Source organism: Brevundimonas sp. AVps23W, from assembly GCF_058681395.1.
The window spans coordinates 2,037,743-2,054,109 of record NZ_CM178738.1 but is presented as its reverse complement, the minus strand read 5'-3'; the positions used below and the strand labels follow the sequence as shown (position 1 = coordinate 2,054,109).

14 protein-coding genes are annotated in these 16,367 nt (G+C 65.8%); 7 read left to right on the top strand and 7 right to left on the bottom strand.

The window, feature by feature from the left end:
* Positions 1-156: 156 nt before the first annotated feature.
* Positions 157-1,956: a response regulator gene (locus tag ACW177_RS10010; protein WP_492025576.1), complete on the bottom strand. Its 1,800-nt coding sequence runs from the start codon at positions 1,954-1,956 to the stop codon at positions 157-159.
* A gap of 85 nt (positions 1,957-2,041) precedes the next feature.
* Here ACW177_RS10010 and ACW177_RS10005 point away from each other — a divergent pair, with 85 nt between their 5' ends.
* A complete protein-coding gene (locus tag ACW177_RS10005; protein WP_492025575.1) occupies positions 2,042-2,341 on the top strand; it encodes a type II toxin-antitoxin system RelE/ParE family toxin in 300 nt (99 codons plus the stop codon).
* The gene (locus ACW177_RS10000; RefSeq protein WP_492025574.1) at positions 2,316-2,657 is read left to right on the top strand and encodes a HigA family addiction module antitoxin; all 342 of its coding nucleotides are present in this window, start codon (positions 2,316-2,318) and stop codon (positions 2,655-2,657) included. Before ACW177_RS10005 ends, ACW177_RS10000 begins: the two co-directional genes overlap by 26 nt.
* 513 nt (positions 2,658-3,170) lie before the next feature.
* On the opposite strand, the gene cobS is transcribed toward ACW177_RS10000, so the two are convergent.
* Positions 3,171-4,175 (bottom strand): cobaltochelatase subunit CobS, encoded by a 1,005-nt coding sequence (gene cobS / locus ACW177_RS09995; protein WP_492025573.1) that lies wholly within the window; start codon positions 4,173-4,175, stop codon positions 3,171-3,173.
* A gap of 172 nt (positions 4,176-4,347) precedes the next feature.
* A complete protein-coding gene (locus ACW177_RS09990) occupies positions 4,348-4,776 on the bottom strand; it encodes an organic hydroperoxide resistance protein (RefSeq protein WP_492025572.1) in 429 nt (142 codons plus the stop codon).
* A 138-nt stretch (positions 4,777-4,914) separates the two neighbouring features.
* Between ACW177_RS09990 and ACW177_RS09985 the strand changes: the two genes are divergently transcribed.
* Together ACW177_RS09985 and prfB are read left to right on the top strand one after the other, a co-directional pair.
* The gene (locus ACW177_RS09985; RefSeq protein WP_492025571.1) at positions 4,915-7,320 is read left to right on the top strand and encodes a penicillin-binding protein 1A; all 2,406 of its coding nucleotides are present in this window, start codon (positions 4,915-4,917) and stop codon (positions 7,318-7,320) included.
* Between the two features lie 225 nt (positions 7,321-7,545).
* Positions 7,546-8,668 (top strand): peptide chain release factor 2 gene (prfB, locus tag ACW177_RS09980; protein WP_492025570.1). Its coding sequence is split into 2 segments (ribosomal slippage): positions 7,546-7,614 and positions 7,616-8,668, totalling 1,122 coding nucleotides; the frame shifts between segments, so codons are not numbered across the junction.
* Positions 8,669-8,711: 43 nt separating this feature from the next.
* Here prfB and ACW177_RS09975 read toward each other — a convergent pair.
* From ACW177_RS09975 to tyrS, 4 genes are all read right to left on the bottom strand, one after another.
* Positions 8,712-9,284: a bactofilin family protein gene (locus tag ACW177_RS09975; RefSeq protein ID WP_492025569.1), complete on the bottom strand. Its 573-nt coding sequence runs from the start codon at positions 9,282-9,284 to the stop codon at positions 8,712-8,714.
* A complete protein-coding gene (locus ACW177_RS09970; protein ID WP_492025568.1) occupies positions 9,265-10,413 on the bottom strand; it encodes a M23 family metallopeptidase in 1,149 nt (382 codons plus the stop codon). Before ACW177_RS09970 ends, ACW177_RS09975 begins: the two co-directional genes overlap by 20 nt.
* A gap of 202 nt (positions 10,414-10,615) precedes the next feature.
* Entirely contained in the window at positions 10,616-11,080 is a 465-nt protein-coding gene (locus ACW177_RS09965; RefSeq protein ID WP_492025567.1) for a peroxiredoxin, read from the bottom strand.
* A gap of 137 nt (positions 11,081-11,217) precedes the next feature.
* Positions 11,218-12,477 carry a tyrosine--tRNA ligase gene (gene tyrS / locus ACW177_RS09960; RefSeq protein ID WP_492025566.1) on the bottom strand — a complete coding sequence of 420 codons (1,260 nt, stop codon included), beginning with the start codon at positions 12,475-12,477 and terminating at the stop codon, positions 11,218-11,220.
* A 198-nt stretch (positions 12,478-12,675) separates the two neighbouring features.
* Here tyrS and ACW177_RS09955 point away from each other — a divergent pair, with 198 nt between their 5' ends.
* The 3 genes from ACW177_RS09955 (at position 12,676) to ACW177_RS09945 (ending at position 16,353) form a co-directional block, all read left to right on the top strand.
* Positions 12,676-13,179, top strand: coding sequence for a DOMON-like domain-containing protein (locus ACW177_RS09955; protein WP_492025565.1), 504 nt, complete (start codon positions 12,676-12,678; stop codon positions 13,177-13,179).
* Positions 13,180-13,419: 240 nt separating this feature from the next.
* Positions 13,420-14,622 (top strand): exo-beta-N-acetylmuramidase NamZ family protein, encoded by a 1,203-nt coding sequence (locus ACW177_RS09950; RefSeq protein WP_492025564.1) that lies wholly within the window; start codon positions 13,420-13,422, stop codon positions 14,620-14,622.
* Between the two features lie 1,041 nt (positions 14,623-15,663).
* Positions 15,664-16,353, top strand: coding sequence for a hypothetical protein (locus tag ACW177_RS09945; protein WP_492025563.1), 690 nt, complete (start codon positions 15,664-15,666; stop codon positions 16,351-16,353).
* Positions 16,354-16,367 lie beyond the last annotated feature (14 nt).

The following is a 16,367-nucleotide window of genomic DNA, read 5'->3' as shown; positions in this document are numbered from 1 at the left end:
CGGGGGAAGTGTCAGCTCGTCGAGCGAAGCGAGACGGCTGACGATGGGGGAAGTCTTCCTTTGAGCGACACTCCCCCCTCCGAGCCTGGTCCGCTGCGCGGACGCCGGCCCACCTCCCCCGCAAGCGGGGGAGGGTCTGAGGTGACTGTGTGAAAATCAGGCGTCGATGGGCTGGTGGGCGGCGGCGATGACGGCCTGGAGGGCGGGGGGGTCGATGGGTTTGCGCAGGACGCCGTCGGCGCCGGCGGCCATGTAGCGAGCCACGTCCTCGTCGAACACATTGGCGGTGAGCATGTGGATCGGGGTGCGGGGGCGGCCCGCCACGGCCTCGTCGGCGCGGATGGCGAGCAGGGCCTCTACGCCGTCCATGACCGGCATCATCACGTCCATCAGGACGAGGTCGAAACGTTCGGCGGCGACGGCCTGGACCGCCTCCTGTCCGTTCTCGACCAGGACCAGGTCCAGACCGAAGGCCTGGAACAGCAGCAACAGCAGCTTGCGATTGGCGGGGTGGTCCTCAGCCGCCAGGACCCGGAGCGGGGCGGCGGCGTGCGAGGCGGGGCGGGCGTCCTGAACAGGGGCGGGGGCGGGGGCCGGGGCCTCGGTCGGGGCGGGCGCGGGCTGGGCGGTGAAGCCGAACCAGAAGACGGCGCCCTGCGCCACGTCCTGGGGGTGGGCCGCACGGACGCCCAGATCGCCGTCCAGCGCCTGGGCGGCGGCGCGACACAGGGCCAGGCCCAGGCCCGCACCCCCGGCGGCGCGACCGGCGGCCAATTGTTCGAAGGGTTCGAAGATGCGTTCGCGCTTGTCCTCGGGCACGCCCGGACCCTGATCGTGGACCTCGACCATCAGTTCGATGCGGCCGTCGCCGCCGGGCGCGGCGCGGGCCAGGATGCGGATGGTTCCGGCGGTCGTCAGCTTCAGGGCGTTGGACAGGTAGTTGATCAGGATCTGTTCGACACGGGCCTCGTCGCTGACGACGATGAAATCCTCGCGGCGGCCCTGAAGTTCGACCTCCAGCGTGAGGCCGAGTTCCTCGACCCGCGAGCGCCAGACGCGGGCGATGGCCTCAATCCGGGCAGCGAGATCGACGGGAGCCAGGCGCACTTCGACCTGGCCGGATTCGATCTTGGAGATGTCCAGGGCCCCGTTGAGCAGGCGAAGCAGCATACCCCCGGCCTCTGCCATGTCGTCGATGACGGCGGCCTCGGCCTTGGGACGGCGACGGCCGCGCAGGACTTCGGTCAGGCCGAGGATGACGTTCAGCGGGGTGCGGACCTCGTGGCTGATCATGGCCAGGAAGCGGGACTTGGCCCTGTTGGCCTGTTCGGCGGCGATGCGTTCGGTCTCGGCCTGGCCCAGTGCGGTCTGAAGCTCGCGCGAGCGTTCGGTCAGGGCCACCATCAGTTCGACCGTCTCGCGGTCGCTGCGCCACTGGCGCCAGGAGGCCGCTATGACGCCCAGAATGAAGAGAACGACGGCGATTTTGATGCCCGGGGCCGCCTGCGTCTGTTGCGAGGCGAGGACCATGGCCGCGATGGCCGGCGGCAGCACGGCGGCGGCGAAACTGCGCCGGCTGACATGGACCTGGAGCGCGCCGACCATAAGATTTCCGGCCAACAGCAATCGCAAGTAATCGAGATACTGGGGTTCAAAATGCCGGACGGCGATGATGAACAGGGCATTGTGGGAGGCAAGGCCCAGGGTGATCACCTCGGCGCTGCGCCGGAAGCGTCGCGCGGCGCCCGGCGCGTCGGACCGGGCGTAGGCGGCCTGGATCTCGCGCCAGAGCAGGAAATAAAGGCCGAACTGGAAGAGGGCGAAATTCGCCGCCCATCCCCATCCGAGCGCCCACCAGCCCAGAACCACGATGGCCACGATTGTCAGCAGCCGTACCGGGAACATGTCCCGGTAACGATCAGCATAGGCTTTTAGATAATCCGTACTGTCGGCCACTTCGCCAAGTCCCCGCTTCAAGCGTGGCCTTACTCCAGGGAACTTAACGAGGCCTCAATCGGGATTTATTGATCGGTATAACGCGATGCGTTATGCTGCCGCCATGATCCGCAGTTTCCGTGATCGCGAGACGGAGAAGGTTTGGAACGGTCAGCGGTCGCGGCGACTGCCGGGCGATATTCAGGAGGCGGCGCTGCGAAAACTGCGTCTGCTGAATAGAAGCCTAGTGTTGGACGAGCTTCGCATACCGCCCGGCAACCGGCTTGAGGCCCTGTCGGGCGACCGGAAGGGGCAGTATTCGATCCGGATCAATCAACAGTGGCGGATTTGTTTCCGCTGGAGCGACGGAGGCTGCGACGATGTCGAAATCTGCGATTACCACTGATCGTTTCGCCGATGTCGGCTCGGCGGACGACTGGCTGAAGAACCCGACGCCGGGCGACATTCTGCTGGAAGAGTTTCTCAAGCCGCTGGGCATGAGTCAGACGGCCCTGGCCAAGGCCGTCGGCGTGCCGCCGCGCCGGATCAACGAAATCGTGCTGGGAAAGCGTGCGGTGACGGCCGACACGGACCTGCGTCTGGCGCGGTACTGGGGCGTCCGGCCGGGGTATTTCCTGGGGTTGCAGGCGGACTACGATCTGATGGAGCAGCGTCGGAAGATGGGCGATGCGCTGGCGATGATTAGGCCGAGGGCGGCGTGAATAGAGCTGCTGAGGCGATGACTGTAGGCAGATGGCGGAGGCTGGACGCCTCAGACAACTGTTGCACCTTGCCGAGTGAGATACGGGCTGACGCCGGAAGGCGGGTGGTGGGCACGACGTAAAAGACCCACTGTGACGGCTCGCGATGGTCTGCTTCCTCGCCAGTCACCGGGTGATGGGCAAAAACATATAGGTGAGCGGCGCGCTTTCGACCCTTTGTCCAAGCCTCATCTTCCCACGCCTGAGATCGGTAAGCGATATCGAACGAACAAGCGCTCGTTCGACCGCTGCTCTTGTTCCAACTCTGCAAGGCCGCAGACTGCTTCACTTCAAGTCGGATCGGCCCGTTCTCGAAGTCCCAACTTGCGTAGTCTGCGGCGCACCAGCGCCATTCGGGTTCCAGCACCTGAGCGATCATCGCCTCGACCAGCAAACCCCGGACTGTATTCGTAACCAACGGTTTTCCGAATAGGGCGGACCCAGCTCGTGCAACGACGTCGGCTGCGGAGGGGGTCACCCCACCTTCACCCGCGTCGCCGCCTCAGGCAGGTCTTCGCCGAAGGCCCGCTGGTAGAACTCGGCGATGGTGGGGCGTTCCAGTTCGTCGCACTTGTTCAGGAAGGTCAGGCGGAAGCTGAGCGCCAGGTCGCCGCCGAAGATCAGGGCGTTCTGGGCCCAGGTGATGACGGTGCGGGGCGACATGACGGTGGAGATGTCGCCGTTCATGAAGGCGTTCCTGGTCATGTCGGCGACGCGGACCATGGCGGCGATGCGACGGCGGCCCTCGGCGTCTGACCATTCTGGCGCCTTGGCGGCGACGATCTCGGCCTCGACGTCGTGGTCGAGGTAGTTCAGCGTCGTGACGATGTTCCAGCGATCCAACTGGGCCTGATTGATCTGTTGCGCGCCGTGATACAGGCCCGTGGTGTCGCCCAGGCCGATGGTGTTGGTGGTGGCGAACAGGCGGAAATAGGGGTTCGGGCGGATGACGCGGTTCTGGTCCAGCAGGGTCAGGCGCCCTTGCGCCTCCAGCACGCGCTGGATCACGAACATGACGTCGGGACGGCCGGCGTCATATTCGTCGAACACCAGGGCGACGGGGCGTTGCAGCGACCAGGGCAGGATGCCCTCGCGGAACTCGGTGATCTGTTTGCCGTCCTTCAGGACGATGGCGTCCTTGCCGACGAGGTCGATACGGCTGACGTGGCTGTCCAGGTTGACGCGGACCAGGGGCCAGTTCAGGCGGGCGGCGACCTGTTCGATATGGGTCGACTTGCCGGTGCCGTGATAGCCCTGGACCATGACGCGGCGGTCGAAGGCGAAGCCGGCGCAGATGGCGATGGTCGTCTGCGGGTCGAAGCGATAGGCCTCGTCGATCTCGGGCACATGGCTGTCGCGCTCGGCGAAGGCGGGCACGGTCATGTCGCTGTCGATGCCGAAGGCTTCGCGCAGGGTCACGCGGCGGGCGGGTTCGAGCGTCAGCAGGGGATCGGGGAGGGCGTCGAGCAGGGAGGTCATGTCCAGCGATTAGCGCAGGTTCGGGGCCACTTAAACCCCGCTCGTCCTCGCGAAAGCGGGGATCCAGTTCTTTCGCTCGGCAGGACGTGGGATTGAGAGCTTAGACAGCCTGGAACGACTATCGCCTAAAGAACTGGGTCCCGGCTTTCGCCGGGATGAGCGGAGAGTAAGGTCAGGCTGCCGTCAGCCGGACATCCACATTTCCGCGCGTGGCGTTGGAGTAGGGGCAGACCCGGTGGGCTTCCTGGATCAGGTCGTCGATCACCGCCTGGTCCAGGCCGTGGTCGGTGACGGTCAGATCGACGTCGAGGTTGAAGCCCTCGCCCAGCGTATTCTTGCCGAAGCCGATCCCGGCGGTGATCTTGGTGTCCGGGCCGACCGGGGTTCCGGCCTTGCCGCTGACCAGACGAAGGGCGCCGAGGTAGCAGGCGGCGTAGCCGGTGGCGAACAGCTGTTCGGGATTGGTGCCGTCGCCGCCCTTGCCGCCCATTTCCGCAGGCGTGGACAGTTTGACGTCGATCTTGCCGTCGTCGGTGGCCGAGCGGCCGTCTTCGCGGCCGCCGCCTGAGGCTGTGGCCTGGGCGCGATACAGAACTTCCATGGTGGGCTCCTGGGGGTTGGGAAGGCTTCAGATGGGAGGTTAACGGGGGACGGGAAGGGGACGTTGCATCCGCGCCCTAGCCTTTGGGGGGCGACGCGGGCTAAAGCACGATTTCGGGGCGCGTCGTCGGAGTACGCAGTGAAGATTGCCGAACGCTGGTTCGTATGGGCGGGCATGGTTCTGCTGGGCGGCATCGCCCTGGCGGGGTTGGTCGTCGCCGTCTATGCGGCGTGGCTGTTTCACGACCTGCCGGACGCGTCCGAGCTGGCCGATTACCGGCCGCCGACCGCGACGCGGGTCTATGCCGGCGACGGCACCCTGATCGGCGAGTTCTCGGACGAGCGGCGAATCTATGTCTCTTATGACCAGATCCCGCTGGCGGTCGTGCAGGCCTTCCTAGCCGCCGAGGACCGGAACTTCTTCCAGCATGGCGGGATCGACGTGGGCGGCATCGGCCGGGCCTCGATCAAGAACGTCTTCAACCTGGTGCAGGGGCGCCGGCTGGAGGGTGGATCGACCATCACCCAACAGGTGGCCAAGAACGTCCTGCTGACCAACGAATCGAGCCTGAACCGCAAGCTGAAGGAAGCCATCCTGGCCAATCGCCTGGAGGCGACCCTGTCCAAGGAGCAGATCCTCAACCTGTATCTGAACGAGATCTTCCTGGGCTATCGCTCGTTCGGCATAGCCTCGGCGGCCTATAATTATTTCGGCAAGTCGCTGGCGCAGCTGACGCCGGACGAGGCGGCCTTCCTGGCGTCCCTGCCCAAGGGACCGAACAATTATCACCCCAAACGCCACCCCGGCGCGGCCAAGGGCCGGCGGGACTGGGTGCTGGGCGAGATGGAGCAGAGCGGCTGGCTGACCGAGGCCCAGCTGATCGAGGCGCGCGCCCGGCCGCTGACCACCCGCGATGCGCCGCAGCGGTCGGAATACAAGGACGCGGACTTCTTCGTGGAAGAGGCGCGGCGCCAGGCGGCGGCCAATCCGGACTTCGGGGCGCAGTTGCGGGCCGGCGGCTTCTATATGCGCACCACCCTGGACCCGACGTTGCAGACGGCGGCGCGCCAGGCCCTGATGCAGGGGCTGGAGAATTATGACCGGCGCCACGGCTGGCGCGGGGGCTGGGGCACGACCGACTTCGCTGAGGGCTGGCAGGCCGCGGCCCTGAAGGAACAGGCGCCGCCCGAGCGTCGCACCTGGCAGGCCGCCGCTATCGAGAGCGTCAGCGGGAACACGGTCCGCATCCGCACCGCCAAGGACGAGAGCGGAACCCTGATCGCCGCCGACGCCGCCTGGGCCAACGCCAACCGGCAACTGCGGCGCGGCGAGCTGATCTTCGTCGAGAAGAAGAACGGCCAGTTCGCGCTGAAACAGGTGCCGCGCGTCAATGGCGCCCTGGTGGCCATCGAGCCCCAGTCGGGCCGGGTGCTGGCGATGGTGGGGGGCTATTCCTACGCCCTGTCCAGCTTCAACCGGGCGACCCAGGCGAAACGCCAGCCGGGCTCGGCGTTCAAGCCCTTCGTCTATTCGACGGCGCTGGAGGGGGATTTCACCCCGGCCTCCATCGTGCTGGACGCCCCGATCAGCTTCGCCGGCGGGGCCAACGGCCAGCGCTGGACGCCCGAGAACTATAGCCGCGAATATTACGGGCCGCAGAGCCTGAGGCGCGGGCTGGAGCTGTCGCGCAACGTCATGACCGTGCGCCTGGCCGAGGCCGTGGGCATGAAGAAGATCGTCGATCAGGCGGATCGGATGGGGATCCCCGGCCTGACGCCGAACCTGTCGGTGTCGCTGGGCGCCGGTGAGGTGACGCCGCTGCAGATCACGGCCGCCTATTCCGCCTTCGCCAACGGCGGGCGCAGGATCACCCCCTATCTGATCGACTATGTGCAGGACCGGGACGGCGAGACGATCTTCAAGGCCGACAGCCGCAGCTGCCGCGACTGCGGTCGGGGCTTCTCAGGCCAGGAGTCGCCGCGTTTGCAGCCGCGCGGAACCCAGGTGATCGATCCGATCACCGCCTATCAGATGAGTTCGATGTTGGAGGGCGTGGTCCAGCGGGGCACCGCCGCCAGCGCCCGAGGCCTGGGCCGCTGGGTCGCGGGCAAGACAGGTACGACCAACGAGTACCGCTCGGCCTGGTTCGTCGGCTTCACCACCGACGTGGTGGTGGGGGTCTTCATCGGCTTTGACGACAACCGTTCGCTGGGGTCCGGCGAGACCGGCACGACGGCGGCTGTGCCGGTGTTCATCGACTTCATGCAGACGGCGCTGAAGGAACGGCCCGCGCGTCCGTTCGTGCGGCCCAAGAACGCCGTCTTCCGCACCGTGAACGGGATCGAGGAAGCCTTCCGCCCCGGCACCGAACGCCAGGCGCCGGCGCCGAGTCAGGCGCCGACCCAGCCGGTCGGGCCGCAGAATTACTACGACGTCGTGCGCCGCGAACAGGAGGCCGCCGCCGCGGCCAATGCGCCGCCGCCACCCGCCGCCGCCCCGCCGCCGAAGAAGGCGCCGGCTGAGGACTTGAGCGGATTGTACTGAGGCTCTAGTACCCACCCTCCGTCATCCTCGGGCCTGTCGCGAGGATCCACCGGTGGGCTGCGTGAACCGCAGGATGGTTCGACGATATCGCCCAGGCGGGTGATTTCGGGACTGCGCCGACCGTGGATCCTCGGGACAAGCCCGAGGATGACGATCATCAACCTGCCCTGTCGCATGGCCCGTTGGCCGCGCTGCTTGAGGGCTTTTCTGTCGCTGGAGAATGCGATGAGACCGGATGTCGAGGCCATGAAGGCCGACATCGAGCAGAGCGTCGCTCTGCTCAGGAGGCGTCTTTGACTGGGATGTCGCTCTAAGAAAGCTCGATGAGCTGAATGCGCGGGTCGAGGACCCGACGCTGTGGGACAAGCCCGACGAAGCCCAGGCCGTCAGCCGCGATCGCTCGCAGCTGGAAGCCAAGATCAACACCGTCAAGGCGATGGAGCAGGACCTCGAGGACGGGGTGATTCTGGCCGAGATGGCGGACGAGGAAGGCGACGAGGGCGCGCTGGAAGACGCGCGCGCGTCGCTGCGGGGCATCAAGGATCGCGCCGCCCGGGCCGAGCTGGAAGCCCTGCTGTCCGGCGAGGCCGACGGCAACGACGCCTATCTGGAAGTGAACTCCGGCGCCGGCGGCACCGAGTCCAACGACTGGGCCGGGATGCTGCTGCGGATGTATTCCCGCTGGGCCAAGGCACACGGCTATGAGGTCACGATCGAGGCCTATGAAGAAGGCGAACAGGCGGGGGTCAAGTCGGCCACCATCCTGGTCTCCGGCCCCAACGCCTATGGCTGGCTGAAGTCGGAATCGGGCGTACACCGTCTGGTGCGGATCAGCCCCTATGACGCGGCGGCCAAGCGGCACACCAGCTTCGCTTCCATCGGGGTGTCGCCGGTCGTGGACGATACGATCGAGATCGACATCAATCCGTCCGACGTGCGCACTGACACCTATCGCGCCTCGGGCGCCGGCGGTCAGCACATCAACAAGACCGACTCAGCCGTACGTCTGACCCACGTTCCGACCAATACGGTCGTGGCCTGCCAGGCCGGCCGGTCGCAGCACCAGAACCGCGAAATGGCGTGGAAGATGCTGCGGGCGCGGCTGTACGAGCTGGAACTGCAGAAGCGTGAGGCGGCGGCCCAGGCCCTGGCGGACGCCAAGACGGACATCGGCTGGGGTCACCAGATCCGATCCTATGTGCTGCAACCGTATCAGATGGTGAAGGACCTGCGGACCGAGGTCGAGACCTCGGACACCCAAGGGGTGCTGGACGGCGATCTGGACGCCTTCATGGGCGCTGCCCTGGCGGCGCGGGTCGGCGAGACGCGCGGATCGAACGTAGACTGAAGGCGCCTCCTCCCCATCCGTGATGGGGAGGAGGATTTTCAGCTCAGACCGCAGCCTTTTCGGCGGGCTTGTCGGCTGAGGCGCTCGACGTCGAGGCTGTGATAACCGAGGTCGGGGCGACGATGGGCGTCGGTTGCGGCGCGACCGGGGTCACGGCGGCGGGGGCAGGGGTTTGACGCTGGCCCTGGGCGACGCGGCCCTGGAAGAAGGCGCCGACGTCGATCGACAACTGTTCGGCGGTGATGTCGCCGTCCACATAGGCGGTGGCGACCAGCTTGACCTGTTTGCCCTGAACGCCGCCGACGACGCGGCCGCGCACCTCGACATAGTCAGCCTGGATATTGCCTTCGACCGCGCCGGTCTCGCCGACGATCAGACGGCCGACGCGCACGTCGCCCTTGACCTGGCCGTCGATCTGCAAGTCGCCGGCGCCCGAGACATTGCCTTCGAACACGAGGTCCGACGACAGGGTCGACAGGCCGCGGCCGGTAGGCACGGCCGAGGGGGCCGTCCCGGCGCGGGGCGCGGACGGCATGTCCGGCAGCGGGGGGATGACAGGCGACGACGGGCGGGGCGAAGGGGCCGGCGCCGGTGCTTTATTTGTTTTGTTGAACAAGTTGGTCTCCTGCTTTGAGGAAGCGTGCGGGGTTTTGCGGTCGGCCGTTCAGCCAGACTTCGTAGTGGAGGTGGACGCCGGTCGAGCGGCCCGTGGTGCCCATGCCGCCGATCCGTTGCCCAAGCGCGACCGACTGGCCGGGCTTGACCCCCAGGACGTTGAGATGGGCGTAGCGCGTCTTGAAACCGCGTCCATGATCTAGCTCGACTGTATTGCCATAGCCTGAACGGACGCCGGCAAAGGACACGACGCCGGGCGCCGTGGCGTAGATGGGGGTGTTCAGAGGGGCGGCGAAGTCCTGGCCCTGATGGATGGCGGGGCGGCCGTTGAACGGATCGAAGCGGACGCCGAAGCCGGAGGTGGTGCGCGCCTGGGTGGGGCGTTTGAACGGCATTCCCTCGGCCGCATCGGTCAGGGCCCGCATCTCGTTCAGACTGGTGGCGGCGTGACGAATGCGAATGGCGAAGGGTTCGTCCACGTCCAGAATCGCCGCCAGGGCGCGAGGGTCGCGCGCCTCGACCAGGGGGCCGCCGAGGGGGCCGGACGCGGCGACATAGGCGGCGGGGTTGAGACCGGCAAGACGGAAGGCGACGCGCAGGCGTTCGGCGCGAGTCTGGGCGAAGTCCTCGGCCCGGTCCAGCAGCCGTTCCTGATCCAGCCGCACTGCCAGGATCCGTTGAATCGGGCTGGCGCTTTCGGGGATGGGCGTGGGCGCCAGGGCTTTTTCCGCCCCCTCGACGCCGTGGAAGTCGGCCATCACATTGGTCAGGGCGGCGTGGCGCCGCGTGATCATGGCGGCGGTCTGCTCCAGCGAGCCGTTCGCCGCCGACATGCGCACCACGGCGCTTTCCAGCCGGGCCTGAAGGTCGGCGTTGAGGCGTTCGGAGGCGGCGCGGGCGCGGATGACCTCGGCGTCGGAACGGTGCTGGGCGATCAGGTCGAACAGGAAGGCGCCGGAGGCCACCAGCGACCAGGCCAGGGCGACGACAACCACGAGAGCGATGATCACCTGGCGCCGCGCGGTCAGGGCGTAGGCGCGGATGTCGTCATGGCTGCGGAGGTAAAGGTAGCGTACCGGCAAGAAACGGTCGTGCCAGGACGGTTCCTGCGATTGTTCTTGCGTACTCATTAAGCAACGCCCCCACGTCGAGGTGAGGTTTATCCGGTGCAATGATGACACGGGCAAGACCGTTCAGCGGCCGTTAATCACGATTAGGGCGCTAAATGGGCATTATCACGAGATTGTTGATTGAGACTCGCGCCCAGGGGGAATTTGCGAATCGTCATTTCAACCGGATTGCGATCCAGGTGGAGTCGAGGTCTGGCCGGGGTCAACCGAGGCTGCGGGCGGCGTCAAGAACGGCGGCGGCGTGGTCGGCGACCTTCACATTGCGCCAGGCCTTGGCGACCCGACCGTCGGCGTCGATCAGGAAGGTGGCGCGTTCGATGCCCATATATTCGCGGCCGTAGAGCTTCTTCTCCACCCAGACGCCCCAGGCCTCGCAGGCGGCGCCGTCCTCGTCCGAGGCCAGGACGACGGCGAGGTCGTATTTGGCCTTGAACCGGTCGTGCTTCTTCACCGTGTCCTTGGACACGCCGATGACCGGGACGCCCAGGGCGGCGAAGTCGGGCGCCAGGGCGGTGAAGTCCTGGGCCTCGCGCGTGCAGCCGGTCGTGTCGTCCTTGGGATAGAAATAGACGACGGCGGGCTTGCCCTTGAGGGCGGCGAGGGAGACCTGGCCGCCGTTGTCGGTCGGCAGGTCCAGGGCGGGGGCGGGATCGTTGACTTCGGGCATTTTGAACTCCGCTCATCCCGGCGAAAGCCGGGACCCAGTTCTGTCGTGAGGCAGTGCGTTGGACCGCCTTTGGTGAAACGTGACTACGGCTGATCGCCCAAAGGGCTGGGTCCCGGCTTTCGCCGGGATGAGCGGGATTAAGTAGGTCGAACGAGTTTGGATAATTTCTTGCCCTTTTGGATCAAGAAGGCCCCGTGTTCCGGATCAACCTGAGACTTGTCGAACATCTCAGAGCCGTTCACGACGACGCCATTTATCCTGATCTCGCCGTTCTGGATGGATCGCTTGGCGTCCTTGATTGACGATATGCCCGCAGCCTTCACAAGCGCTTCAGGCGACCGTTGCGTAAAACCTTCTTCTCCAGCCCAATCGAAGTCGAAGGTCTCAAGAACGACCTTCTCGCCACGTTCAAATTCCGCTTCTGAACGCGAGCGAGCCTTGGCCGCTTCGTCGGCGCCGTGCAACAGGGTGGTGGCGGCGTCGGCGAGGGCCTTCTTGGCGTCGTTGATGGCCGCGCCCTCAAGGGCCTCGTATTCGGCGATCTGCTCCAGGCTCAGGTCCGTGAACAGGCGCATGAAGCGGCCGACGTCGGCGTCCTCGGCGTTGCGCCAGAACTGCCAGTAGTCATAGGGGCTCAGCTGTTCGGCGTTCAGCCAGACGGCGCCCTGGGCCGTCTTGCCCATCTTGCCGCCCGAGGCTGTGGTCAGCAGCGGGGTGGTCAGGCCGAAGGCGGCCTTCTGATCCACCCGACGCACCAGATCGACGCCCGAGGTGATATTGCCCCACTGGTCCGACCCGCCCATCTGCAGGGTCACCTTCAGGGCGCGGTTCAGCTCCAGGAAGTCCACCGACTGCATCAGCATGTAGTTGAACTCGAGGAAGGTCATCGGCTGCTCGCGCTCGAGCCGCAGCTTGACCGAGTCGAAGCTCAGCATCCGGTTGACGGTGAAGTGGGTGCCGAAGTCGCGCAGGAACTGGATGTAGCCGTAGGTCGACAGCCAGTCGTCGTTGTTGACCATGACGGCGTCGGTCGGGCCGTCGCCGAAGGTCAGGAATTTGGCGAAGACCGTCTGGATCGAGTCGATGTTCGACTGGATCGTCTCTTCGGTCAGCTGGGGGCGCGACGTGTCCTTGCCGGTCGGGTCGCCGACCTTGGTGGTGCCGCCGCCCATCAGGACGATGGGCTTGCCGCCCGCCTGCTGGAGCCGGCGCAACATCATGATCTGGATCAGGCTGCCCACGTGCAGCGACGGGGCGGTGGCGTCGAAGCCGATGTAGCCGGCCACCACGCCGTCGGCCGCCGCCGCATCCAGCTCGACCGGATGGGTGATCTGATGGATGTAGCCGCGCGCCTGGAGGGTGCGGAGGAAGTCGGATTTGAAGGCTTGTTCGGTCATGGCGGGGCTCCGTTAGCAGGGATGCCGGCGGTCGTCTTCCATTTCCGAAGAGCGCGTCGCCAGCGAAGGCGGCGCGTGTTCGCGGGCCGCTCGCTTACAGCGGGCGGTAATACAGGCCGGCGATGGCGCGGGCGGCGAACATGGGTTCTGGATAAGGCGCAGCGTTGACCGGCGTCAAGCCTTCGCTACGAAGGACCAATGCGTCTGCCCCTGATCCCGCACCCGACCTGTTCCCCCGCCGGGCTGACGCTGGAGGTCGAGGCGCGACGGGCGGGACGGGTGTTGAGCCTGGAATATGTCCTGGCCGGGCCGGTCGAAATGGTGCGCTGGCCGCAGGCGGCGGCGCGGGCCAGGACGGGCGACCTGTGGCGGACGACCTGTTTCGAGGCCTTCGTGCGGACGGCGGACGGCTATGTCGAATATAATCTGTCGCCGTCGGGGGCCTGGGCGGCCTATCGGTTCGACGGCTATCGCGAGGGGATGCGGGAACTGGAGATCGCGCCGCCCTTCATCGTCACGCGGATGGCGCAGGGGCGGTTCGTACTGACGGTCGATGTCGAACTGCCGGAGGATGCGACGGGAATGGTCGGGCTCACGGCGGTGATCGAGGGGCTGGACGGGGCGATCGCCTATTGGGCCCTGGCGCATCCTTCGGAGGGGCCGGACTTTCACAATGAAGAGGGATGGGCGGCGGTTCTTTGAGACGCCGTTATCGCCCTAAACCCCGTCATCCTAGGCCTTGTGCCTAGGATCCATACGCCCGGTGTTTGGGGTTGGAGTCCGACCTTCGCCGCTCGAGTCTATGGATCCTAGGCACAAGGCCTAGGATGACGGGTTTGGTGGTTGTGACTTCAAGGTGATGACGCGTGGAGAGGGTGGGGGACGGGTTGTGAGCGGCCTCGGCCTGAGGCATGGCTGGGTCGAACGCCTCAGGAGCCGCCCATGAATTTCGGTCTCGACCGCCTGCTGTACGACGACGCCCTGAGGGCGCAGCTGAAGGGGCGGCGCGTGGCCCTGCTGGCGCATCCGGCCTCGGTGACGAAGGATCTGAGCCATGCGGTGGACGCCCTGGCCGCCTGTCCCGAAATTACCCTGACCGCCGCCTTCGGGCCGCAGCACGGGATGAAGGGCGATCTTCAGGACAATATGATGGAGAGCCCGGATTATCGCGATCCGGTGCACGGCTTCCCGGTCTTCAGCCTGTACGGCGAGGTGCGCCGGCCCAGGGACGAATGGATGGAGACGTTCGACGTCGTCCTGATCGACCTGCAGGACCTGGGCTGCCGCATCTACACCTATGTGACCACGCTTCTTTATGTGATGGAGGCGGCGGCGAAACACGGCAAGTCGGTCTGGGTGCTGGACCGGCCCAATCCGGCGGGGCGGCCGGTCGAGGGGCAGACGCTGAAGCCCGGCTGGGAGAGTTTCGTAGGGGCCGGGCCGATGCCGATGCGGCACGGCATGACCATGGGCGAACTGGGCCTGTGGTTCATCGACCAGTTCAAACTGGATGTGGATTACCGGGTGGTGGAGATGCAGGGCTGGGCGCCCGAGGCGGGGCCGGGCTTCGGCTGGCCGCTGGGCGAGCGGGCCTGGGTCAACCCCAGCCCGAACGCGCCGAACCTGTCGATGGCGCGGGCCTATGCCGGGACGGTGATGCTGGAGGGGGCGACCCTGTCGGAAGGGCGGGGCACGACCCGGCCGCTGGAGCTGTTCGGGGCGCCGGACATCGATGCGCGGGCGGTGATCGCCGAGATGCGCGCTCTGGCGCCGGAGTGGCTGGGCGGCTGCACCTTACGCGACATGTGGTTTGAGCCCACCTTCCATAAGCATGTCGGGAAACTGTGCAGCGGGGTGCAGATCCATGTCGATCACCCCGGCTATGACCATGCCGCCTTCAAGCCGTGGCGGCTGCAGGCCCTGGGGTTCAAGGCGATCCGGCGGCTGTACCCCGACTACGACCTGTGGCGGGATTTCCCGTATGAGTATGCGTTCGGGAAACTGCCCATCGATGTGATCAACGGCGGGCCCGGCTTGCGGGGATGGGTGGACGACGCGGCGGCGGGGCCGGGGGATCTGGATGCGGCGACGCGGCCGGATGAGGCGGCGTGGGAAGAGGCGCGGCGGGGGTTCCTGCTGTACTGAGGCGGGCGGGCCGGTTGATCGGCCGAAGTCTGTCGGCTTGGCGCTAAAACAGGGTGACAAACCGCCAAACCGCCAAACCGCCAAATGCGCCAGGTGGCGCCTGCTGTGGCGTCGATGGAGGGCGGACATCGCAGGCGGATTGCGGCGGGCGCCCGATGTCAAAGACCGGACGACGAGGCTAACACGGTTTCGAAGCGTGCTCGGTCAATGGCCGTTCGGGCGCGCCAGGGTATTGAAAGGATTGGCTTCGGTTCGGGAAATTACGAGCGGTGCGCTTCGTTTGCCGGCCTTGGTTCGGGGTTTAGGGTCTTCCCGCGCCGCATTTGCTTCAGCACGGCGATGCTGGAAATCGGACGTGCCGGACTTCTGTTCGGGGTGGGAAGCAGACTTTCCGGGTTAGTTCGGTCCGCAGGTCAAATCGATGAACTTTCGTGTCTGGACATCATAGGTTCCGAACACGAATTTGTCGTTCGAGCTATCGAGCCACATCACTTCCTGATCGGCCCGAAGTAAGTGACGGCCCGGAAGATACATGTCAGGCGACGCATTTTCGTGGAAGCGAACGTTGACCCTCGACGTGTCTGAGCCAAACCACGGACCACTCAGGAGCCACAAGAAATCGATCCGCGGCTCCCTTGTTGACCACGCGGGCCTTTCCCACACGTAGTAGCGGGACGGCCACCGAGCAGTCGAACCAACGCACGGGTCTTGTTCGAGCAGCCGATCAATCTCATCGGCAACGTCTGGGCTTGGGGCAGGCGTTATCGCCAGACCAAGGGCCATGATAACCGCAATGAGCACCCCACCCAAAAGAAGGGCGGCACGCTTTCCCGCTCTCGGTTTCCCTCGCATTGCTCGACCATAGCCTTAGGCGCAGTGTCCGCAATGGGTCGGTTTGCGTCATGGGTGTCAGCGCTGGAAGCAGACGTTGATCTTCAGGTCAGAAAATGGCCGCAGCCGTGGTCTGCAAGGGGGGGAAGCGGGACGTTGACCTTCGATGGGGAAACGGTTTCCATTCATTGAGGGGGAGCCGCAGCGATCATGAGACTGGCCGTTATGCTGGTGACGGGAGCCGCCCTGATCTCGGGGTGCAACCCGACGCCCGTCCCTATCGACCCGAAAAAATGTCCCGCTTGGCGCAGTGTCGATTATTCCAAGCTTCCCACCCATCTCAACGATGACCTGCAAAACCCATTGTTCGAAACCATCTGGAAAGCGTGGGCGAGTGAAGACGCCAGCGTTTCCTGGAGCACCGACACCCCGCATTCCACCGTCCATTTCATAACCTCGCCGGGCGGATTGTCGACTGACCCGACGGTGCGCGAGGTCATCGGCCGGGGGCGTGACGCGAACTGGGAAATATACGCGAGGTCCACGCCAGTTGGTCCGCCCTATCCACCACAGTGGACCGCCTGGCGGCGCGTCAGCCTCACCGCCAGCGAGGCCAAGAAGCTGGATTCAATCCTCGATGATCCTTGCTTCTGGGTTGCGCCGCGCTTCCTCGATGGACCGGTCCGCCTCGTGAATGGGCGAGGCGACAACAGACCTGACGGTCCTTCCACAGCCTATGATGTGACCCACGGCGAGCGTGCCTGGGGCGGGTGGCACTTTTCGTGGACGGTCGGGCCGCAAGGCCGACTACAGTTGTTCCTTCTTGCCAAGGCTTTCGGCTTGCCGGAATGGCCCGAAGACAAAATCGACGAGGAGGGTTGGTTTGAGTGGCCTCCATGACGTCCGAACCCGGT

Bases quoted from the DNA above. Each gene is read 5' to 3' on its own strand.
- ACW177_RS09950 (WP_492025564.1), top strand. From the start codon at position 13,420: ATGAATTTCGGTCTCGACCGCCTGCTGTACGACGACGCCCTGAGGGCG.
- ACW177_RS10000 (WP_492025574.1), top strand. From the start codon at position 2,316: ATGTCGAAATCTGCGATTACCACTGATCGTTTCGCCGATGTCGGCTCG.
- ACW177_RS09990 (WP_492025572.1), bottom strand. From the start codon at position 4,776: ATGGAAGTTCTGTATCGCGCCCAGGCCACAGCCTCAGGCGGCGGCCGC.
- cobS (WP_492025573.1), bottom strand. From the start codon at position 4,175: ATGACCTCCCTGCTCGACGCCCTCCCCGATCCCCTGCTGACGCTCGAA.
- ACW177_RS10005 (WP_492025575.1), top strand. From the start codon at position 2,042: ATGCGTTATGCTGCCGCCATGATCCGCAGTTTCCGTGATCGCGAGACG.
- ACW177_RS09955 (WP_492025565.1), top strand. From the start codon at position 12,676: ATGCGTCTGCCCCTGATCCCGCACCCGACCTGTTCCCCCGCCGGGCTG.
- ACW177_RS09945 (WP_492025563.1), top strand. From the start codon at position 15,664: ATGAGACTGGCCGTTATGCTGGTGACGGGAGCCGCCCTGATCTCGGGG.
- ACW177_RS09965 (WP_492025567.1), bottom strand. From the start codon at position 11,080: ATGCCCGAAGTCAACGATCCCGCCCCCGCCCTGGACCTGCCGACCGAC.
- tyrS (WP_492025566.1), bottom strand. From the start codon at position 12,477: ATGACCGAACAAGCCTTCAAATCCGACTTCCTCCGCACCCTCCAGGCG.
- ACW177_RS09970 (WP_492025568.1), bottom strand. From the start codon at position 10,413: ATGAGTACGCAAGAACAATCGCAGGAACCGTCCTGGCACGACCGTTTC.